Annotated in this window: 19 protein-coding genes; 18 read left to right on the top strand and 1 reads right to left on the bottom strand. The window is 31.4% G+C overall.

From position 1 onward, the window contains the following. Positions 1-226 precede the first annotated feature (226 nt). The 16 genes from CLTEP_RS08645 to CLTEP_RS08570 all read left to right on the top strand — a co-directional run bounded on the left by CLTEP_RS08645 (position 227) and on the right by CLTEP_RS08570 (position 17,091). The gene (locus CLTEP_RS08645) at positions 227-2,677 is read left to right on the top strand and encodes a S24 family peptidase (RefSeq protein WP_066825525.1); all 2,451 of its coding nucleotides are present in this window, start codon (positions 227-229) and stop codon (positions 2,675-2,677) included. Between the two features lie 260 nt (positions 2,678-2,937). Next, entirely contained in the window at positions 2,938-4,314 is a 1,377-nt protein-coding gene (locus CLTEP_RS08640; protein WP_066825522.1) for an MATE family efflux transporter, read from the top strand. A 148-nt stretch (positions 4,315-4,462) separates the two neighbouring features. Next, entirely contained in the window at positions 4,463-5,044 is a 582-nt protein-coding gene (locus CLTEP_RS08635; protein ID WP_066825519.1) for an NUDIX hydrolase, read from the top strand. A 251-nt stretch (positions 5,045-5,295) separates the two neighbouring features. After that, entirely contained in the window at positions 5,296-6,555 is a 1,260-nt protein-coding gene (locus CLTEP_RS08630; protein ID WP_066825509.1) for a double-cubane-cluster-containing anaerobic reductase, read from the top strand. A 13-nt stretch (positions 6,556-6,568) separates the two neighbouring features. After that, a complete protein-coding gene (locus CLTEP_RS08625) occupies positions 6,569-7,321 on the top strand; it encodes an acyl-CoA dehydratase activase (RefSeq protein ID WP_066825506.1) in 753 nt (250 codons plus the stop codon). Positions 7,322-7,455: 134 nt separating this feature from the next. Next, positions 7,456-8,622, top strand: a complete 1,167-nt coding sequence (locus tag CLTEP_RS08620) for a SpoIIE family protein phosphatase (RefSeq protein WP_066825503.1) — start codon at positions 7,456-7,458, stop codon at positions 8,620-8,622. A 40-nt stretch (positions 8,623-8,662) separates the two neighbouring features. Continuing rightward, positions 8,663-9,016: a DRTGG domain-containing protein gene (locus tag CLTEP_RS08615; protein WP_066825500.1), complete on the top strand. Its 354-nt coding sequence runs from the start codon at positions 8,663-8,665 to the stop codon at positions 9,014-9,016. Next, complete coding sequence (locus tag CLTEP_RS08610) at positions 9,013-9,441, top strand: ATP-binding protein (protein ID WP_066825497.1); 429 nt, start codon at positions 9,013-9,015, stop codon at positions 9,439-9,441. The genes CLTEP_RS08615 and CLTEP_RS08610 overlap by 4 nt, the downstream gene beginning before the upstream one ends. Before the next feature lie 9 nt (positions 9,442-9,450). After that, positions 9,451-10,701: a [Fe-Fe] hydrogenase large subunit C-terminal domain-containing protein gene (locus CLTEP_RS08605; RefSeq protein WP_066825494.1), complete on the top strand. Its 1,251-nt coding sequence runs from the start codon at positions 9,451-9,453 to the stop codon at positions 10,699-10,701. Continuing rightward, positions 10,691-11,023, top strand: a complete 333-nt coding sequence (locus tag CLTEP_RS08600) for a DRTGG domain-containing protein (RefSeq protein WP_066825491.1) — start codon at positions 10,691-10,693, stop codon at positions 11,021-11,023. The genes CLTEP_RS08605 and CLTEP_RS08600 overlap by 11 nt, the downstream gene beginning before the upstream one ends. 2 nt (positions 11,024-11,025) lie before the next feature. Then, positions 11,026-11,733 carry a PHP domain-containing protein gene (locus tag CLTEP_RS08595; protein WP_066825489.1) on the top strand — a complete coding sequence of 236 codons (708 nt, stop codon included), beginning with the start codon at positions 11,026-11,028 and terminating at the stop codon, positions 11,731-11,733. A gap of 228 nt (positions 11,734-11,961) precedes the next feature. Then, on the top strand, positions 11,962-12,453 hold the full coding sequence (gene nuoE / locus CLTEP_RS08590) for an NADH-quinone oxidoreductase subunit NuoE (RefSeq protein WP_278319539.1): 492 nt from the start codon (positions 11,962-11,964) through the stop codon (positions 12,451-12,453). A gap of 34 nt (positions 12,454-12,487) precedes the next feature. Then, a complete protein-coding gene (locus CLTEP_RS08585; RefSeq protein WP_066825482.1) occupies positions 12,488-12,889 on the top strand; it encodes a (2Fe-2S) ferredoxin domain-containing protein in 402 nt (133 codons plus the stop codon). Positions 12,890-12,904: 15 nt separating this feature from the next. Next, positions 12,905-14,698, top strand: coding sequence for an NADH-quinone oxidoreductase subunit NuoF (gene nuoF, locus CLTEP_RS08580; RefSeq protein WP_066825473.1), 1,794 nt, complete (start codon positions 12,905-12,907; stop codon positions 14,696-14,698). A gap of 29 nt (positions 14,699-14,727) precedes the next feature. After that, entirely contained in the window at positions 14,728-16,458 is a 1,731-nt protein-coding gene (locus CLTEP_RS08575) for an NADH-dependent [FeFe] hydrogenase, group A6 (protein WP_066825470.1), read from the top strand. Positions 16,459-16,545: 87 nt separating this feature from the next. Further along, the gene (locus tag CLTEP_RS08570; RefSeq protein ID WP_066825467.1) at positions 16,546-17,091 is read left to right on the top strand and encodes an ATP-binding protein; all 546 of its coding nucleotides are present in this window, start codon (positions 16,546-16,548) and stop codon (positions 17,089-17,091) included. 21 nt (positions 17,092-17,112) lie between these two features. Here CLTEP_RS08570 and CLTEP_RS08565 read toward each other — a convergent pair whose 3' ends face one another. After that, the gene (locus CLTEP_RS08565; RefSeq protein ID WP_084364802.1) at positions 17,113-17,925 is read right to left on the bottom strand and encodes a peptidylprolyl isomerase; all 813 of its coding nucleotides are present in this window, start codon (positions 17,923-17,925) and stop codon (positions 17,113-17,115) included. Between the two features lie 321 nt (positions 17,926-18,246). On the opposite strand from CLTEP_RS08565, the gene CLTEP_RS08560 reads away from it, so the two are divergent. Together CLTEP_RS08560 and CLTEP_RS08555 are read left to right on the top strand one after the other, a co-directional pair. After that, the gene (locus tag CLTEP_RS08560) at positions 18,247-19,110 is read left to right on the top strand and encodes a damage-control phosphatase ARMT1 family protein (RefSeq protein WP_066825464.1); all 864 of its coding nucleotides are present in this window, start codon (positions 18,247-18,249) and stop codon (positions 19,108-19,110) included. A gap of 147 nt (positions 19,111-19,257) precedes the next feature. Next, positions 19,258-23,082 carry a phosphoribosylformylglycinamidine synthase gene (locus CLTEP_RS08555; protein ID WP_066825462.1) on the top strand — a complete coding sequence of 1,275 codons (3,825 nt, stop codon included), beginning with the start codon at positions 19,258-19,260 and terminating at the stop codon, positions 23,080-23,082. The last annotated feature ends 111 nt before the right edge of the window (positions 23,083-23,193 follow it).

Raw genomic sequence — 23,193 nt, 5'->3', positions numbered from 1 at the left:
CAATTTTTATGAGTTACATTACAAAAAATAATCTAACAACGTATTTTTAGGAAATGTGTTAAAGTAACAAGTTTTATTTTTAGTGTAAAAAAAGATAAATAATGGTTATATTAACCACCAAAAAAATATTTTCATAACTTAATTTATTTGTAAATTATGTTATAATAGATATAAATATCATATGATTAATATAATTAAACCTATTTAGTTGATATTGGAGGAGATTATGCAGTTAAATATTGAACAAAGAAAATTAATACAAGCTAAACCTTCAGGGCACGTTCTTATAAAAGGAGTTGCCGGTTCAGGAAAAACGACAGTTGCTGTTCATAGGATTTTATTTTTGCAGGACAATTATTGTATTGAAGAAGATGATAACATATTATTTATTACGTATAATAAGACTTTAGTTAATTATATCAGTCATATATATGCGAACATAAAAAAGGATGCTGATGAATATGGGAATTTTCTTTCTCAAAATAATGTAAAGCCTGAAATATGTACTATTGATAGCATAATGTATCATTATTTTAAAAGATTTAAAGAAAATAGTAAATATAAGTATAATATTACGTGGGATAATTCATTGAAAAATTCCATTTTAAAACAATCTATTGTTGAATTGCAGAAAAAATATTCTGATGTTAAACTTTTGGATATTGTAAATACGAAGTTCTTGAGTGATGAGATAGATTGGATAAAGTCTTGTAATTATATGGAGTTTGATGAGTATCAAAGTGTTGATAGAATAGGACGAATGAGCAACAATAAAAGTGAAGGCCCTCAAAAGTTAATGAAGAATTCGAGAACAAGGGAAGCTATTTTTGAACTTATGCTTCTTTATGATAAAAAATTGAAGGAAAAGGGATATATTGATTTCAAGTCAATGGCTCTTTTGGCATTGCATGAGGGTAAAAAAGGTATTGAAAAAAAGTATACGCATATAATCGTAGATGAATGCCAGGATTTAACGAGAGTGCAGCTAGAATTTATCAGTTTATTAAACAAGGAAAAAGCATATTCAAGTATATTATTTGCAGCAGATACTGCACAGAGTATATATACACATGCATGGCTTACAAAGGGGAGAAGCTTTTCTAGTATTGGTTTTGATATGAAAGGGAAAAGTAATACACTTGCTAAAAATTATAGAACTACAACCCAAATTGCTGAAGCTGCATATAGCTTACTAGAGGGTGATGAAAATATAATTGAGGATAGTAATTTTGTTAAACCTTCACTTATAGATAGGCAGGGAGTGTATCCTGTATGTAAAGTTTTTAATAATGAGTCAGATGAAGCTAGATTTGTTGTAAAAACTGTCAAATCAGAATTGATTAAAAAATTTAAATATAAAGATATTGTTATAATAGCTAAGAATAGAAATCAGTTAACTTACATAAAGAGTTATTTTGATAAAGCTGGAGTACCGGCTGATATAATAACTAGGAATGAAACAAAGTTTGACGTTGATTCTGTAAAGTTGCTAACTATCCATTCTATGAAAGGATTAGAATCAAAAGTTGTTATGATTATAGGTATCAATCAAGGTGTTATACCTTACTTTACATATAAAAGTTCGGAAGATGCAGAAATGCAGGAAACAATGGAAAGAAAGCTTTTATATGTTGGAATGACACGGGCAAATGAGTTGCTATATATGACGAGTAGTGGTGCACCATCGAAATTTATAGGAGAAATAAATCCTAGTTATCTTAAAATGGATTCAAACATTAATATGTCAAGATTTTATAGAGTGGATGTTGATGAATACCTTTTTAGAGAAAATATAGTTGATATTTTTTCAAAAGAAGAAGCTGTTAGACAATATGTAATAAAGGAATTGATCGAAAAATATAAGTATCCTAAAGAACTTATAGAGATTGAATATAAGATAAATAGTTTTTCAAAGATGGGTTCTGCTGATATACTTGTTTCGAGGTATGAAAATAACAGCAAAATTCCTTATATTATCATTGAAACAAAGGCTTATGGGGCTGGTATAGAAGAAGCATTTTCTCAATTAAAGAGTTACATGAGTAATTTAAATTGTTGTGAATACGGTGTTGCCACTGATGGTAATGAAATTTTGGTTATTAATAATAAATTTGAGAAAGTACAGTATATTCCACCGTTTTCTTCAAATATGTTACCATCAACTTTAGAAAATTATACATATATAGATTTAAAGCATAATAATAGGGAATATGTATTAACAATTGATAGTACGATGCCTAATTATTTATATGTAAAAAGTAAGGATGGGTCTGAAGAATTTACTGAAGAAAATCTAAAGTCTGTTGTAGTATTTGATAATATTGCAGCAGGAAAACCTATATATATGTGTGATGATGTAAATGGTAAATTCTACATTCCTAAAGAATGGTTGAGTAATAATAAAGATACTTTTATATTGCGAATTAAAGGAAATAGTATGATTAATGCAAATATTAACGATGGTGATTATGTTGTACTAGAAAAGTGTCAAACTGTAGATAATTACCAAATAGCAGCTGTGGCAATAGATGAGAATGCTACATTAAAAAGGGTTGTCAAGATGGGAGATTCAGTACTTTTATTGGCAGAAAATAAAGATTATGAACCAATCCAAGTTAGTAGTGAACAAGTTAATATATTGGGTGTTGCTATTGGTATTATACATATTAAAAAGTAGTTTAGTATTCATTAACGTCATTGAACTCAGTTCACTGGCGTTAATTTTTGGTGTGAAATTATTGCAAAATTATTATTTTGACTTTTATCTTTTCTAGAATTATACTATTATGGTGGTTTGAATTATTGTACATGGTGAAAATTATTAACATGCTACTGGAATATTATCGCCAAATTTTGAGTTTTGATTATTTCATATATGATGAAAACTGTCATAGCACAGCTCAATAATAAATAACTAGATTGAAAGGAGTAAATTTAATGAATCGGTCAAAACAATTAGGGGAAGAAAGAATTGGTAAACTATTGATGAAATTTTCATTACCAGCCATAGCAGGAATGCTTGTAAATGCACTTTATAATGTTGTTGATAGGGCAGTGGTTGGAAATGTTGTTGGTAAGGATGCCATTGCAGGACTTACTATTACAATGCCTATAGCAATAATAATCATGGCATTTGGAATGCTAATAGGTATAGGTGCTGCTGCACGTGTATCTATACGATTAGGACAAAACAAAAAGGATGAAGCAGAAAAAATACTTGGTAATGCTTTTATACTGCTGATTGCAGTGTCTTTATTGGTTACTGTATTTGGACAAATTTTTAAAGAAGATATACTAAGGGCATTTGGAGCAAGTGATAATACAATAGGATATGCTATAGACTATATCACTATAATATTGTATGGTGCAGTTTTACAGAATATCGGCTTTGGATTAAATAATATAATTCGTGCAGAAGGAAATCCTAAGATTGCAATGTTTACAATGCTAATAGGAGGAGTTTTAAATATAATTTTAGATATACTATTTGTATTAGTTTTTAAATTTGGAATAAAAGGAGCAGCATATGCAACAATTATTTCTCAAGCTGTAAACACAATTTGGGTATTATATTATTTTGTAGGTGAAAATTGTGTATTGAAATTAAAAATTCATAATTTTAAATTGAAGAAATCAGTAATTTTGAGCATAGTTTCGATAGGATTTGCACCTTTTTCTATGCAAGTTGCAGCTAGTATGGTTCAAGTACTATACAATACTAAATTAGCTAGTTTTGGAGGAGATACAGCTATTGCTGTTTTTGGTGCAATTAACAGTATAGTAATGCTTATCTTAATGCCGGTATTTGGAATTAATCAAGGTTCACAACCTATTATTGGCTATAACTATGGTGCTAAAAATTATAAAAGGGTGAAAAAGACTTTAAAGCTTGCAGCTATTGCAGCTACATTTATCACTACAAGTGGATTTTTGATGGCTGAATTAGTTCCATCTTTGTTAATAAAGCTATTTAACAGAAATAGTTTAGATATGCTTAATATGGGAACTAGAGCAGCAAGAATATATTTATGTATGTTTCCTATTATAGGTTTTCAGATAGTATGCTCTAATTATTTTCAAGCCATAGGAAAAGCTACGATTGCTATGATACTTTCACTTGCTAGACAGGTTATCGTATTGATACCGTTATTATTAATACTTCCGCAAATCTTAAAATTAGATGGTATATGGATCTCAGGTCCAATTTCGGATTTTATATCATCACTTATAACTTTGGTTTTAATATACAGGGAACTCAAAAAACTAAACAAAAAGATTGGTGATGTTGAACATTTAGAGGTTGCTAATAGATAGTTGCCCATATTTATAAAAGTATTTATAAAAATATTTATCGATTTTACAAGAGATTTTGTTTCAGGTGGAGTAGAGTCTCTACCTGAAGTCCCGATGTTTTGCTTTAGCAAAACGAGTTCACAAAAATCTTAGAATTGGAGTTGATTGTATGTCAAAAACAAAAGTGACCAAGATTGATGTATTAGCTGAAACAAAATATTTGAAGTTATATAATGCGGAATATATAAACAAAAATGGAGAGACTAGAAACTGGGCTATAGCTTCAAGAAAAGATTTAGATACTGTTAAAAATAAGTTTTTTAATGGAGCAGAAGATGATATAGACGCTGTTATAATAGTAGCTACTCATGTTGAACAAAATAAAATAGTTATTATAAGACAGTTTAGGGTGCCTATAAATGATTATGTATACGAGCTTCCAGCTGGGCTTGTAGACAGTGGAGAGGATTTTATAACTACTGTTAAACGTGAACTTAAGGAAGAAACGGGTCTTGATTTGATACAAATTGATTATGAAAAAAGCAAAACAAAAGCATACGTGTCTACGGGAATGACTGATGAGTGTATATCATTGATTTATTGCACCTGCAAAGGGAATATATCCCAAAAATACTTAGAAGCTGATGAGGATATAGAGGCCATGCTATTGTCTAAAGAAGAAGCTATTGAACTAATTAATTCAGGAAAGAAAATTGATATTAAAGCATTGTTTGCCATACAAAATATGTAAGCACCTCCGGGGTAGTTCCATTTTATGGAACTACCCCGAAACCGTTGAAGGAAGCGATCTGAGGCTTTATTCCAGAAAATGGAGTGACCTCAGAGGCGCTTTATTGAAATAACCTATAGTTGTTGCATGATTAATCAATATTATCTATTTGAATAAGTCAAGAATTTAAAATACAATAAGTGCAGGGATGAAGATTTAACTTTCATGTTAGCTTGTTAGCTTGGTAAAAATGAAAGAAAGTGAGGAATATTATGGATAACTATAGAGAAATGTGGGAAAAGTTAAATATTGATTTGGAAAGGCATGATCAGCTTTGCAAGGCTATTCCACAAATGTATGAATCTATATTTGTAAGTCAAAAGGATAGACCAAAGGGAATGAATTATTTTAGTTTTGTTGTTTTGGAAATCCATGGACTTAGAATAAAAGAATTAGAAGAGGCAAGAAAAAATGGGCGAAAGGTAATTGGGACTTTCTGCGTATTTGTTCCAGATGAAATAATAGTTGCACTTGATGCAATTAGTATTGGACTTTGTGCAGGTTCGCAATTTTGGATTGAGTCAGGAGAAAGAGCTCTTCCCAAAAATTTGTGCCCACTTATAAAAGCATTTACAGGAGCATTAATTGATAGAACGTGTCCTTATTTTATGTCATGTGATTTACTTATAGGTGAAACAACTTGTGATGGCAAAAAGAAGGCATGGGAAGTGATAAATAAATATAAACCTGTGTATGTTATGGATCTCCCACAGATGAAGAGAAAGAAAGATTTTAATATGTGGAGAGAGGAAATAAATCAGCTTATAGAAAAACTTGAAGAACTAACAGGAAATAAATTAACAGTAGACAAGCTAAAAAAAGCTATTGATTTATGTAATAGGAAAAGGAGAGCACTTAAAAGACTATATGATTTAAGAAAAATGAAGCCGTCTCCAATAAGTGGCCTTGATTCATTACTGATTTCACAGATTGCTTTCTATGATGATCCAGAAAGATTTATTGAAAATGTAAATAAGCTTTGTGATGAATTAGATGAGAGAGTTAAAACAGGTAAAAAATCTGATAAGAAGAGAATAATGATAACAGGTACTCCTATGGCACTTCCAAACTGGAAAATGCATGACATAATAGAGAAGTTAAATGCAGAGGTTGTTGTAGAAGAAACTTGTACAGGAACAAGATATTTTGAAAATGAAGTATGTGAAGATGGTGAAACGATTGATGATTTAGTTAAAAATCTAGCAGATAGATATTTAAAAGTTAATTGTGCTTGTTTTACTCCTAATGAAGGAAGAATTGATGATATATTAAGATATGCAAAGGAATATAATGTAGATGGTGTTATTGATTATGGTTTGTCTTTCTGCCATACATATGCCATTGAAGATTCAAGCATACAGAAGGCTTTAAAGGAAAATAATATACCAGTAATGAGAGTAGAAACAGATTATTCAACTGAAGATTCCGGTCAGATTAAAACTAGAATCGAAGCCTTCTTAGAAATGATTTAAGGGGTATTGCAAAATGTATTATATTGGTATTGATATTGGTTCAACTGCTGCAAAAACTACTGTTTTTAAAGGTAATGAGATTATTGAAAATTTTGTAGTTCCTACAGGATGGAGTAGCGTTGAAACTTCACAACTTATAATGAAAAGACTTAATGATATGGGAATATATAAAGAAAATTCAAAAATAGTTGCAACTGGTTATGGTAGAGTATCAGTACCATATGCAGATAAAACAGTAACAGAGATAACATGTCATGGTAAGGGCGCTGCATATCTTTCAGGAGAAAGTTGCACAGTAATAGATATCGGAGGACAGGATACCAAAGTTATAACTGTTGAAGATGGCATCATAGTTGACTTTATTATGAATGATAAATGTTCAGCTGGAACGGGTAGATTTTTAGAGATTATGGCAAATACTTTAGGTGTTGATATTGATTCTTTGTGCAATCTAGCATCAGAAGGTGGTGGCATTACAATAAGCTCTATGTGTACTGTTTTTGCAGAATCAGAAGTAATAGGTCTTATTGGAAGAGGGGAAAAAAAGGAAGACATTGCATATGCTATTGTTGATTCGGTTATTAGCAAAGTAAAATCGCTTTGCATAAAACATAATGAAGGATACAATTATTTTTTAACTGGAGGATTGAGTGGTAATAAGTATATAGTTGATAGTCTTTCAAAAAAATTAAATAAACCTGTTAGAACACATTCGCTAGCTAAATATGCAGGTTCTATAGGTGCAGCACTTATACCTCAGGGGTAGTTCCATTTTATGGAACTACCCCTGAGCCGTTCAAAAGAGCCGTTTAAAGTCGTGTTCCAAAATATGGGTTTTCCTCAGAGGCACGAAATGTGGTATAATTAAATAAATATTTAACAATTTAGAGGTGCTGAATAATGGAATATTTTATTGATGTTGCATATAAAAGTATAAATAAATATGGTGAAGAGTTATGTGGAGATAGAGTTGAAATAATAGAGTTAGAAGATAGTACTATTATTGTTATGTCGGATGGACTAGGAAGTGGTGTTAAAGCTAATATTTTAGCATCGTTGACTACAAAGATTGTTGGAACACTGTTAAAAGAAGGTATGGATATATTCGAAACAGTTAGTACAATTACTAATACGCTTCCAGTGTGTAAAGTTAGAAATATTGCTTATAGTACATTTACTTTTATTAAAGTTTATAAAGATGGAAGAGCACATATTGTCGAGTATGATAATCCAGGTGTTTTTATGTTGAGACGTGGTAAGAATTACAATTTGGACAAAAGAGAAATAGTGATAAACAATAAGAAGGTATATGAAAGCAAATTAAATGTTAAAGATGGGGACGTATTTGTTCTGGTTAGTGATGGAGCAATACATGCAGGTATAGGAAATATATTAAATTTAGGATGGACATGGGATAGCGTAAAAGAATATTTGGAAAAATGTACTCGTAATAGAAAATGTGCTAGGGATATTAGTAAGGATTTGATTTCCGTTTGTTGGGATTTGTATGGGAGTAAACCAGGAGATGATACTACAGCAGTTGCAGTTAAAATTAGAAAACCAGAATATATAGATATTTTTACAGGTCCACCGGAGGATAAAAATAATGATAAATATGTTATTGAGAAACTTATGAGTGGAAAAGGAAAGAAAATTATTTGTGGAGGAACTGCAGCAAATATTGCTGAAAGAGAGCTTAAGAAAAAATTGATTGTTAATGATGATTATTATTGTGATGTTCCACCAACGGCTACTTTAGAAGGAATAGATTTGGTTACAGAAGGAGTACTTACAATAAGCAAGGCGATAGATAAAATAAAAAAATATTCAGAATCAGTATTGTTAAATGATGGGTATGACATAAAAGGGGATGATGGTGCATCTAAACTTGCTAGTATGCTTATAGAAGAATGTACACATATACATTTTTGGATAGGTAAAGCAATAAATCCAGCACATCAAAATCCAAGTTTTCCAGCTAATTTGAGTATAAAATTAAATTTAGTTGAGCAATTAATTGAATTGTTAAAAAGTTTAGGAAAATGTGTTGAAATTACATATGTTTAAATTGATTTTAGTGATATTATATTATATATGAGGTGAAAATATGAAATTGATTGATATTAAAGAATTACTGGATGCCGAATTTCTTACAAAGAATAACTATTACGACAAGGAAATTGAAAGAGCATTTGGTTGTGATCTTATGAGTGATGTTTTGGCAAGAGTTAGTGGAGACGTTTTGTTATTAACTGGACTAGCTAATATTCAGACAATAAGAACAGCAGAGATGAAAGATATCAAGTGTATTGTATACGTTAGAGGGAAAAGACCTTCAAAAGAAGTAATAGATCTTGCAGAAGAAAAAGAGATTATTTTAATGAGTACAAAACATATAATGTTCACTGCATGTGGAATATTATTTAATGCTGGTATAAAGGGAGCTGAAATTCAAATATGAAAGAAGAACTTATTAAGCTTCACTATGATGTAGTAAGTGGTGACTATTTAAAAGCAGGAGAATCGTCAAGTAACATAAAAAAAGCACTTATGCAATTGGGTATAAAAAGTGATATAATTAAAAGGGTTTGTGTAGCGTGTTATGAAGCTGAAATAAATGTTGTAATTCATTCATATGGTGGATGTATAGATGTTACAATTTATGAAGAAGAGATAGAGATTGTAGTTAGTGATGAAGGTCCTGGCATAGAAGATATAGATTTAGCGATGACTGAAGGATACTCTACAGCACCTGAAACAGCCAGAGATATGGGATTTGGGGCTGGAATGGGATTGCCTAATATTAAGAAAAATTGTGATGTTTTTGAAATAAAATCATCGGTTGGCAAAGGTACTGAAATAAAAATGATTATATATTTTGAATAGGGTGATTGAATGAATAAATTGTTTCGTGCACTTAAGTTGAATGAGGAAAACTGTAGAGGTTGCACAAAATGTATGAATAAATGTCCTATGGAAGCTATTAGACTTAAGAATTCAAAGGCTGTAATATATGAAGATAGATGTATTGATTGTGGTATATGCATAAGAACTTGTCCTTATAATGCTTATAGTGCTGAAAAGAATTCGCTTTACGACATAAAAAACTACAAAATTAAGGTAGCTATACCTTCAACAACATTGTATTCTCAATTTGGGAACAATGTAAAACCATTTCAAATTAATGAAGCTGTTAAAAAATTAGGATTTGATGAAGTATTCGATATATCTTATGCAAGTGATATAACATCCGAAATAATAAAAAAGGAAATTGATAAAGTGGAGAAACCTTCTATAGGAGTTTTTTGTCCAAGTATTCAAGAGTTGATAAAAGTAAATTATCCAAGCTTATTGCCTCACATAGTTAAAGTCTTAACTCCTATAGAAATATCTGCGAGTTTAATCAGAGATGAATATTTAAAAAAAGGATTTAGCTATGATGAAGTTGGAGTATTTTACTTATCTCCCTGTGTTGCATGGATACCTATGATAAAATCATCTGCCTCGAATCTAAAAACCAAAATTAATGGTATAATAGCAATAAATGACATATATAGTAAGATTATAAAAAATTTAGAAAATAAAGAAAATTTATCGACTAAACCATCTAATATTTCATATACTGGATTGTCGTGGTCATATATTGAAGGTGCAAGCGAATCAATGGGTTTAAAGCAATTCATTGCTGTTGATGGTATTGAAAATGTTAAATTGGTTTTTGATGATATAGTTAATGGAAAATTTAAAGATGTTGATTTTGTTGAATCATATGCATGTAACGGTGGATGTGTAGGGGGAATTTTTCTCATTGAAAATCCATATAATGCAAAGAGAATTACTAAAAATTATTTTGATAAAATTAATTTTACTTATGGTGTAAAGGAAATTAGCGACTATTATCATAAGGAATTTTCAGGTGATGTTAAAAATATTAAAGTAGTAAATCAGAAACTTGCAGATGATTTTATGAGTGCAGTTAGAAAAATGAAATATATGAACGAGTTAGTAAATATGCTTCCAGGTACGGATTGTGGTTTGTGTGGTTCGCCATCGTGCAAAGCATTTGCGGAAGATGTTGTTAGGGGATTGGCGTCACTGGATGAATGCATAATGATTAAAAATGGAGGAGAAAAAAATGAAAGTTAGAGAAATTGTTAATAATCTTAGTTGTAAAGTATTAGCGGGACATAATGGTTTGGATAGAGAAGTGAAAGGTGTTTATATAAATGATCTACTAAGTTGGGTCATGTCTCATGGTAATAGCAATAACATTTGGATTACAGTTCAAACGCATCCTAATGTTATTGCTGTAGCGTCTCTTTTGGATTTTTCATGCGTGATTATTCCAGAAAATTCTGATATTGAAGAAGTAACGCTAAAAAAAGCAGACGATGAGGGAATACCTATTTTGCAGACCGAGTTAAGTGGTTATGAATTGTGCAGTGTATTGAATGAATTAGGTGTCTAATTATGAAGATTTATGTAGATTTGCATATTCATACTGCATTATCTCCATGTGGTGATAATGATATGACACCAAATAATATTGTTAATATGGCATTTTTAAAAGGGTTAGATGCTATTGCTATTACTGATCATAACAGTTCAGAAAATGTTAAGGCATGTATTGATGTTGGCAAAAGGGTTGGTATAACGGTTATTCCAGGTATGGAGCTTCAAACAAAAGAAGATATACATGTTATTTGTCTATTCAAAAACATAGATTTTGCTATGACATTTCAAGATTATGTTTACAATAATTTGACTACTGACAAGAATAATGAGGAAATTTTCGGGAAACAAATAATTTATGATGAAGAAGACAATATAATTGGATATAATGATAAACTTTTGCTCGCTTCATCAAATATATCCTTCGATGAAGCTTTTTACAAGGTAAAGGAACTTGATGGTGTTTTTATTCCGGCACATGTAGACAGAGATTCATTTAGCGTAATTTCGAATTTAGGCTTCATACCAGATTATTTAGATATAAAAACAATTGAATATAATTCATTAGAAAAACTTAAAAAGTTTATTGAAGTAGGCATAATAAATAAAAATTATAAATTTATAAAATCTTCCGATGCACACAATTTGGGAAGAATATTGGAAAGAAAAAACGGAATAAGCGCAAAAAATATTGCGATAAATGCAATATTTAATGCATTAAATTGATTAATTATAAAATTTCGACACATACCCTTTTTTGTTAGTTATTTAATTAACGTAATAATTGGCAATCAAAAACGTAAATAAAATACTTTTAATCGAATAATTATTATGTTAATATTAATATATATGTGTCCAAAAAAATATATATTTCGACATATTTCGACATAATTCGCAATGTCTGATTTTTAAAAAGATTGTGTTAATTAATTATCATGTGAAGGAGCGATGGTAGTGTTAAAAGATGAAAAATGCTGTGAATGTGGGACAAATACTGACAAACATGTCAATACAAAAGAAATTATTAACAAACATAAGAGTAAAAAAGGGGCATTAATTCCAATTTTACATGAGATTCAGGATACGTATGGTTATCTTCCAAAAGAGGATTTAGAAGTTGTATCTGAAGAAACTGGTATTCCTATGACAGAAATTTATGGCGTTGCAACTTTTTATTCATTTTTTTCTTTAGAGCCAAAAGGGAAACATGTTATTAGAGTATGTCTAGGAACAGCATGTTATGTAAAGGGTGCTCAGAAAATCATAGACAGGATTAGTGAAGTGCTTGATGTTGAAATAGGCAAAACTACAAAAGATGGTAAATTTACATTGGAATCTTGTAGATGTTTAGGGGCTTGTGGTCTTGCTCCGGTAATGGTTATAGATGATAAAGTCTATGGAAGATTGGTTCCGGAAGATGTAGATGAGATATTAGAAGAATATTAAATAATATTTTACATTTGGGTTGGAGGTGCTGTAATTGAAAAGTCTTAAAGAGTTAGAAGAAATAAGAAAGAAGACTTTAGGAAGAGTAAATCAGAGAAAAGATAGAACAACAACAAGAATAGTTGTAGGTATGGCTACATGTGGTATTGCTGCAGGAGCAAGACCAGTATTGCTTTCAATAATGGATGAAGTTGAAAAGCTTGGATTAGAGGATGTTATAGTTGCACAAACTGGTTGTATAGGTGTTTGCAGATTAGAACCTATAGTAGAAGTTATTAGACCGGGAGAAGAAAAAGTAACATATGTTAAAATGACAGCTGAAAAGGCAAAGAGAGTGGTAAAAGAACATATAGTAGAAGGTAAAGTAGTAACAGAATACACAATGCATGTAGTCGAAGGAAAAGTGTTAAATGATTATAAAGTTGAGAACGACTAATAGGGAGGTATAGAGATGGCATTTTATCGTTCACAGGTACTTGTCTGTGGTGGTACAGGATGTACTTCATCAGGTTCAAAAGATATTTTAGAAGCTTTTAAAGAGGAAATTAGTAAGCACGGAATTGAAAATGAAATAGAAGTTATAAGAACTGGATGTTTTGGACTTTGTGAATTAGGTCCAGTAGTTATTGTTTACCCAGAGGGGGCTTTTTACAACCATGTAAAAGTAGAAGATGTTCCAGAACTTGTTTCAGAACATCTTGTTAAAGGTAGAGTATTGAAGAGATTGCTTTATCATGAAACAATTGAAGAAGATAGAATTAAATCATTGAACAATGTAGATTTTTATAAGAAACAGTTGAGAATAGCTCTTAGAAATTGTGGAGTAATTGATCCTGAAAATATTGATGAATATTTAGCATTTGATGGTTATAAAGCATTGGAAAAGGTTTTAACTTCAATGAAACCAGAAGATGTAATAGATACTTTAAAGAAATCAGGTCTAAGAGGTCGTGGTGGCGGTGGATTTCCAACGGGACTTAAGTGGGAATTTGCAGCAAAACAGAAAAATGAACAGAAATATATTATCTGTAATGCAGATGAGGGAGATCCGGGTGCATTTATGGATCGTTCAGTTCTTGAAGGAGACCCTCATTCAGTAATAGAAGCTATGGCAATTGGTGGATATGCAATTGGTGCAAATCAAGGGTACGTGTATGTTAGAGCTGAGTATCCTATTGCTGTATCAAGACTTCAAACTGCGATAGATCAAGCAAGGGAATATGGTTTATTAGGTAAAAACATAATGGATACAGGTTTTGATTTCGATTTAGAAATAAGACTTGGTGCAGGTGCTTTTGTGTGTGGTGAAGAAACTGCATTAATAAATTCAATCGAAGGTAAAAGAGGAATGCCAAATCCTAAACCACCATTCCCAGCAGTTAGCGGACTTTGGGGCAAACCAACAATAATTAACAATGTTGAAACTTATGCTAATATACCAGTTATTATAAATAAAGGGGCAGATTGGTTCGCAAGCATTGGAACAGAAAAGAGTAAAGGAACAAAAGTATTTGCTCTTGGCGGTAAAATTACAAATACTGGTCTTGTAGAAGTACCAATGGGAACAACTTTACGTGAGGTTATTTATGAAATAGGTGGAGGAATTCCAAATGGTAAGAAATTTAAAGCTGTTCAAACTGGTGGACCTTCTGGAGGATGTTTGACAGAGGAACATTTAGATACACCTATTGATTATGATAACTTAATTGCATTGGGATCTATGATGGGTTCTGGTGGTATGATTGTCATGGATGAAGATAACTGTATGGTTGACGTTGCAAGATTTTATCTTGAATTTACTCAAGAGGAGTCTTGTGGAAAATGTACTCCTTGTAGAGTAGGTACAAAGAGATTGCTAGAACTTCTTGAAAAGATAACTAAAGGCAATGGAACTATGGAAGATTTAGATAAACTAGAGGAATTATCTAAGCAAATTAAAGCTACTGCACTTTGTGGACTTGGACAGACAGCTCCAAATCCGGTATTATCCACATTAAAGTATTTTAGAGATGAATATGAGGCTCATGTTAAGGATAAAGTTTGTCCAGCAGGTGTTTGTAAAGCATTAGCTAGATATACAATTATTGAAGAAAAGTGTAAAGCTTGTGGTTTATGTGCTAAAGCATGTCCTAATGGAGCTATCATTGGAAAAGTTAAACAAGGATTTAAGATAGATCAAGATAAGTGTATAAAATGCGGTGCTTGTTTGGAAAAATGTCCATTTAACGCAATAATCAAGAAATAATTCATTTACGTAAGGAGTGAAAAAAGTTAATGGAAAAGGTTAATATTACCATAGATGGGATAAAAGTTGCAGTGGATAAAGGTACTACTGTTCTTCAAGCTGCTAGACAAATTGGAATAAGAATTCCTACTCTTTGCCATCTTGAAGGGATAAATAAACCTGCAAGTTGTAGAGTGTGTGTTGTTGAGGTAGGGCCTAGACTTTTGGCTTCATGTGCATTAAAAGCTGAAGAAGGAATGAATATTAAAACAAATACTCAGAGGGTTAGAGAAGCTAGAAGAGCTGTTGTTCAACTGATTCTTTCGAATCATAAAGGTGATTGTACGACTTGTCCAAGAAATGGAAAATGCGAACTTCAAAGCATAGCCAATGAACTTAACATTAGAGAAGTAAAATACGAAGGTGAAATTTCTAAAAGTGAAATAGATATGTCATCCCTTTCAATAGTTAGGGACAATGAAAAATGTGTTTTGTGCGGAAGATGTATTAGTGTATGTAGTGATGTGCAGACAGTTAATGCTATAGGTTGGTCAAATAGAGGTTTTGATACTAAAGTTGAACCTGCTTATGGAAAGCTCTTAGGAGAAACTGTATGTACAAATTGTGGACAATGTATTCTTGTATGTCCAGTTGGTGCATTGCATGAGAAAGAAAATATTAAAGATGTTTGGAAAGCAATATCTGATGATGATAAGTATGTTGTTGTGCAGACTGCTCCTGCTGTAAGGGTTGGATTAGGAGAAGAATTTGATATTCCAGTTGGTAACAGAGTTACAGGAAAAATGGTTGCTGCACTTAGAAAACTTGGTTTTGATAATGTGTTTGATACTGATTTTGCGGCTGACCTTACAATAATGGAAGAAGGAACAGAACTACTAAAGAGATTGGAAAAAGGCGAAAATCTTCCACTTATGACATCATGCTGTCCGGGATGGGTTAAATTTGTAGAGCATAATTATCCTGATATGTTAGATAACCTTTCAACTTGTAAATCACCACATGAAATGGAAGGTGCAATGATTAAATCTTATTTTGCTCAGAAGATGAATATCGATCCTGCTAAAATAGTTGTTGTTTCAATTATGCCTTGTGTTGCTAAGAAATTCGAAGGAGAAAGAGAAGAATTATCATATAATGGCTTAAAGGATGTTGATATTGTTCTAACAACTAGAGAACTTGCTCAAATGATTAAAGAAGCAGGTATAGATTTTGCTAATCTTGAAGATGAAAAATTTGACAATCCTTTAGGAGAGTCTACAGGTGCAGCAGTAATATTTGGAACTACTGGTGGTGTTGCAGAGGCTGCATTAAGAACAATATTTGAAATTACATCAGGTAAAGAATTAGAAGAAATTGATTATGAAGTTGTAAGAGGTATTGAAGGTATTAAAGAAGCAGAGATTGAATTGCCAAATGGTAAAAAAGTATCTGCAGTAGTAGCTCATGGTTTAGGAAATGCAAGAAAAGTTCTTGATATGGTTAAGAGTGGCGAAAAAAATTATGAATTTATAGAAGTTATGGCATGTCCTGGTGGATGTGTGAATGGTGGAGGACAACCATTCCTTCTTGATAAAGAGGAAACAGATGTTAAGATTGAAAGAGCAAGAGCTATATATGAAGAAGATAAAGCACTTCCAATCAGAAAATCTCATAAAAACCCATATATTAAACAGATTTATGATGAGTTCTTAGGAGAGCCAAACAGCCATAAGAGTCATGAATATCTTCATACTCATTACGTTAAGAGAGAAAAATTCTAAACATATTTTTCTAAATATATTTCTAATAAAGTCTGGGGTAATCCTCAGGCTTTATATTATAATAGGAAATAATAGGGAGAGATAGTTATGAAGGAAATTTCGCTTCATATAATGGATATTGTAGAAAATTCTATTGCAGCAAATGCTGATTTGATAATAATAGAAATTAATGAAAATAAACGTGAAGATATTTTGAAAGTTACTATTAAAGATAATGGTAAAGGCATAGATAATCAATTATTGAAGAACATCAAAGATCCATTTACCACTTCAAGAAAAACAAGAAGGGTTGGATTAGGAATCTCTTTATTTGAGGCAGCTTGTATACGCTGTGAAGGTGACTTGTCTATAAAATCTAAGGTAAATGTAGGTACTGAAGTTACAGCGATTATGAAATTAAGTCATATTGATAGAGCTCCTTTAGGGAGAATGAGTGAAACCATATGTTCATTTCTTCTTCGTAAAGATATTGAAATAGTATATAAACATAGTGTTGATGACAAGCAATTTGTATTGGATACAAGAGAACTAAAGAAAATTGCAGGTGAAGATTTGAGCATTCCAGAAATATTAACTTGGATAAGAGAATATATAGATGAAAATTTAGAGAAAATAGGTTCTAAAAAGTGGTAAAGTCCAGCATTGAGCTGGACTTTATTTTTTCTTGTATTTCTCAATTTTAATTTCTTTAATTACTACATCTTTTATTGGTTTTGGGCTTTCTTTTGAACCTGAAACTTTAACGGAGGCTATCTTATCAACAACATCCATTCCTTCAAATACTTGACCAAAAACAGTATGCTTATAATCGAGCCAAGGTGTACCGCCAACTTCCTCGTATTTTTTAATAACTGCATCAGACCAGTAATCTCTATTAGCATTTTTTAATTGAGCTTTTATTGTATCTGGCAATTTGTTGTTTTGAACTATAAAAAATTGACTGCCATTTGTATTAGGTCCTGCATTTGCCATGCTAATAGCACCTCTAAAGTTATGTAATTTCGTTGAAAATTCATCCTCAAAGGGTTTGCCCCATATACTTTTTCCACCTCTACCGGTACCGGTAGGATCACCACTTTGAATCATAAAACCTTTAATTACTCTATGGAAAATTACATTGTTATAATATCCTTTAAGTGCAAGAGCTTTGAAGTTTTTTACTGCTTTTGGAGCATATTTTGGGAACAATCTAATTTTTATATTTCCCATATTAGTTACTATTACAGCGTATTCCTCACCGCTTTTAAGTGGCTGAAATTGGAGCAATTCTTCTTTAGATACCTTTTTAATATTTGTTTTATCGGTATTACTACTATTATCAATAGAGCTTGTGTTATTAGTTTTTGTTTTGGCAGTTGTTGTATTATTATGTGAAGTTGAATTTTTATTCTTAGAAGCTGAATTTGTACACCCAGTAAACAAAAAAGTGATAAGAATGCACAAAATAATAATTGATTTCTTGGACATTTTATCAATCCTTTCATTAAATATATGTTTTATAAGTCAACATAATTATAGCACTCTATGTATTTTTTTAAAAGAAAATTCACAAATGTTTATTGATGATGTATAATTATAAGGACATAAAGGTGTAAGTTTTATAGATAAGAAAGGAATTAAAGCTTTTGATTCAGGTGGGGTAAAGTTTCCAACTGAAATATCTATGTTTTGATTTAACAAAACGGGTTCACTTACTTAGGAAAGTTTGCACTACTAGATGAGAGTTTTTATGGTATGAGTTGAGAAATTTGTGTTATAGACTGTATAAACGAAAGGGGATAAATCTATATGAAAATATATCTTGAATGCATTCCATGCTTTTTGAGACAAGCTGTTGAGGCATCACAAATGATTACGGATGATTTAGACAAACAAGAGAATATTGTTAGAAAGGTTTTGCATGAGTGTAGCAGACTTGATTTGACTGAAACGTCACCATATATGGGAACTTTAATACATAGATACATAAAGCAAGTTTCAGGAAATGATGATCCTTATAAGGATATAAAAGTTAAATTTAATAGAGTTGCCCATGAAATATGTGATGAGTTAAATCTAGACAAATTGATTGAAGAGAGTAATAAGCCTTTTGATATGGCGGTGCGATTAGCAATTGCAGGGAATATAATTGATTTTGGAGTAACGTCTGAAATAGAAGAAAGTAAAGTTAGGGATACTGTAAAAAGCTGTATTGATGCAGAAATAAAGTTTAACACGTCAAATGAACTTAAAGAAGCCATAGATAAAGCAAAAAATATATTGTACCTTGGAGATAATTCGGGTGAAATAGTGTTTGATAAATTGTTGATAAAACAATTGCCTAGAAATAAAGTTACATATGTTGTTAAGGGAAAACCGGTTATTAATGATGCCACTATGGAAGATGCAAAAAGTGTAGGTATGACTGATATTGTAAGAGTTATTGATAATGGAGCAGATGTGCCAGGAACTTTATTGAAATTTTCGTCACCTGAATTTATAGATGAATTTAATAAAGCTGATTTGATAATAGCCAAAGGACAAGGAAACTATGAGACGCTTAGCCATACTAAAGATAAAAAAATATTTTTCTTACTTAAAGCAAAATGTCCTGTAATAGCAAAGGATTTAAATTGCGGTGTAGGGGATATAATAATTAAAAAGAATTATTAACTGCGTTATGCAGTTATTTTTTTATATAAAGTACTTTTTTTATTTCTTATTATGTATTATAATTAACATATCCGAATAAACTATTAATTTATTATAAAAATGTTCGCGAATACAAAATGTTAATTTAAATGTGTGGGAGGCATTGATATGAAAAAGCATATTTTCAGGCTGTATGTAGAAAAAAAGCCGAACTTTAATGTGGAGAGTGAAAAGCTTTTACATGATATTAGAAATACTTTAGGTATAAGCAGATTAGAAAATGTGAGAATAATTAATCGATATGACATATGTGGTATAACTGAAGAAATTTATGAAATGGCTAAGAAAACTATTTTTTCAGAAGCGACAGTTGATTATATTTATGATGAGAATATACATATCAGTGAGAATGACAAGTTTTTTGCTGTTGAGTATTTGCCGGGGCAATACGATCAAAGAGCGGATTCGGCAGCACAATGCATACAAATTTTAACTCATGAAGCTAGACCGGTAATAAGATCAGCAAGATTAATAATTTTAAAAGGTGATATTTCAGAAGATGAGTTTAATAGAATAAAAAATTATTATATTAATCCTGTGGATTCAAGAGAGGCATCCATGGATAAACCCTGTAGTATTGATATGAATAGTGAATTTGTAAATGATATTGAAATTATTGATAACTTTATTGAAATGGATAGATATGAACTTGAATTAGTATTGGAAAAGAATAATTTAGTTATGAGTTTTGAAGACTTACAATTTTGTCAAAAATATTTTAGAGAAGAAAAAAGAAATCCAACTATTACCGAGTTGAAAGTCATAGATACTTATTGGTCAGATCATTGTCGTCATACAACATTCCAAACAGTATTAGAGAATATAAATTTTGAAGATAAAGCTTTAAATAACCCTATAAGGAAGGCTTATAATGAATACTTGTCTTCTAGGAAATTTGTATATGGTGAAAGGCATAAGGATATATGTCTTATGGATATTGCTACTATTGGTATGAAGGAATTGAGAAAAAGAGGGCTTTTGGATGATTTAGATGTTTCAGATGAAATAAATGCTTGTAGTATTGTAATAGATGTAAATGTTGATGAAAGAACTGAAAAGTGGCTTTTAATGTTTAAGAATGAGACACATAACCATCCTACTGAAATAGAACCATTTGGTGGTGCATCAACATGTTTAGGTGGTGCTATAAGAGATCCACTTTCCGGAAGAAGTTATGTTTATCAGGCTATGCGTGTTACAGGAAGTGCAGATCCAAGAAAAAAAATTGATGAAACTCTGCAAGGAAAATTACCGCAAGTTAAGATTACCAAAGAGGCAGCAAGAGGATATAGTAGCTATGGAAATCAAATTGGACTTGCAACAGGTCATGTTTCAGAAATATATCATGAGGGTTACATGGCTAAAAGAATGGAAGTTGGAGCTGTTGTTGCAGCTGCACCATATGAAAATGTCATAAGAGAAACTCCCAAGAGCGGGGATGTTATAATACTATTAGGTGGAAGAACAGGAAGAGATGGTATTGGGGGTGCATCTGGTTCATCAAAAGAACACGATGAAAATTCACTCATTAGTTGTGGTGCTGAAGTGCAAAAAGGAAATGCACCTACAGAAAGAAAAATTCAGCGTTTATTTAGAAAACCAGAAGTTACAAAGTTAATTAAAAAGTGTAATGATTTTGGTGCTGGGGGAGTATCTGTTGCAATAGGTGAACTTGCAGATGGGCTTGAAATAGATTTAGATTTGGTACCTAAGAAATACGATGGTTTAGATGGGACTGAACTAGCAATATCCGAATCTCAAGAAAGAATGGCAGTAGTTGTTTCATGTGAGAACTCTGAAAGATTTATAAAATATGCAAATGATGAAAATTTAGAAGCAGTTGTTGTTGCAAAAGTAACCAATGATAGAAGAATGAAGATGATGTGGAGAGGAAACAATATTGTAGATATTAAAAGAGATTTTTTGGATACAAATGGAGTTAAACAGAAAAGAAATGTTTTTGTTAAAGCACCAAATGAAGATAAAAGCTATTTTGCAAGTGAACTCGTTTTACTAAATAAGAATGAAAGTGCTCAAGTCAAAACTAAGTGGATATCAAATTTAATGGATTTAAATGTATGCAGTCAAAAAGGATTAGTTGAAATGTTTGACAGTACAATTGGTGCGGGGACAGTGTTAATGCCATTTGGAGGCAAATATCAAACTACTCCAACAGAAGTTATGGCTGCAAAAATTCCAGTTATTGAAGGAGAAACAACAACTGCATCATTGATGTCATATGGATATAATCCATATATTTCTGAGTGGAGTCCATTTCATGGTGCTGTATATGCAGTAGTTGAATCCATTGCTAAAATAACAGCTGCTGGTGGAGATTTTAGAAAAATAAGACTTACTTTTCAAGAATATTTTGAAAAGCTTGGGTATGATGATGTAAAATGGGGAAAACCATTTTCGGCACTATTAGGTGCTTTGCATGTGCAAAAGCAGTTTAATATACCAGCTATTGGAGGAAAAGATAGTATGTCAGGAACATTTAAGGATTTGAATGTACCTCCAACATTGGTATCTTTTGCTGTTTGCGTTGAGAAGGCTGATAATATTATATCTCCGGAGTTTAAGAGTAGTGTAAGCAAAGTGATTATGATAAAAGCTGATAGGGATGAATATGAACTTCCTGAATTTGAGCAATTAAAGAAAAATTATTTAAAGATACATGAGCTTATAAAAAGAGGAATGATAACTGCAGCTTATACAGTAAAAACGGGTGGAATTGCTGAAGCTATTACAAAAATGTGTTTTGGAAACAAAATAGGATTTGAGTTTGAAAATGGTATAGATGTAAATGGACTTTTTTCACCAGAGTATGGAAGCATAATCATTGAAGTTGGAAAACAATTTGATTTGGATAAAGAACTGCCTGAAATAAACTATTGTTTGCTTGGACATACAACTGAAGAGTATGTTATAGATGTAAATGGCGTAAGAATTGATATTGAAGAAGTTTATAGAAAATGGTGTGAACCTCTTGAAGAAATATTTCCAACGAATGTTAGCGAGTCCAAAAATGACAAGAGTAATTGTGGTGTAAATACTTGTGAACAAAGCAATGAAAAATATGTTGATAGTAAGGATAAGAAGCATTTAAGCATTTTATCATCATGTAGAACGGGTGCTCCAAGAGTAATGATACCAGTATTCCCAGGCACAAATTGCGAATATGATTCTAAAAGGGCTTTTGAAAAGGCAGGGGCTATTGTTGAAACAGTAATATTTAATAATTTAAATAGTTTGAGTATAAATGAATCAATTGATAGAATGATAAAAGTTATAAAAAATTCTCAGATTATAATGATTCCTGGAGGTTTCAGTGCTGGTGATGAACCAGATGGTTCAGGTAAATTTATTGCTACAGTATTCAGAAATCCTAAAATGAAAGAAGCAGTTATGGAATTGATTAAAAATAGAGATGGTTTAATGCTTGGAATATGTAATGGTTTTCAGGCGCTAATAAAATTAGGTCTTGTGCCATATGGAGAAATAAGAGATATTGATGATAAATGTCCAACACTAACTTATAATAATATTGGAAGACACGTATCGTGTATGGTAAATACTAAAATAATTTCGACAAAATCACCATGGTTTAATTGTGTAAAAGTAGGAGATATTCATACTATTCCAGTATCACATGGTGAAGGTAGATTTGTTGCAAATGACGAAATTGTACAAAGATTATTCAGTAATGGACAGATAGCAACACAATATGTTGATTTAGATGGAAATCCAACTTATGATGTGAGGTTTAACCCGAATGGTTCTATATGTGCAATAGAGGGTATTACAAGTCCAGATGGAAGAATACTTGGTAAGATGGGGCATAGTGAAAGAATAGGTAGTAATGTAGCTAAGAATATTATCGGAAATAAAAATCAGAGTATATTTGAATCAGGTGTGAACTATTTTAAATAGTAAGTAGAAAAAAACAAGTAAAATCTGTATAATATAATTGACACTAGAAAAATGCGGTGTTAAACTATACTTGACAAAAGATTAACAAACACAATTGTTTTGGTACAACAT

This window comes from Clostridium tepidiprofundi DSM 19306 (genome assembly GCF_001594005.1).
GTDB classification, from domain to species: Bacteria; Bacillota; Clostridia; order Clostridiales; family Clostridiaceae; genus Clostridium_AC; species Clostridium_AC tepidiprofundi.
Note: the sequence above shows the minus strand (reverse complement) of the source record. Positions and strands in the feature narration are given on the sequence as shown.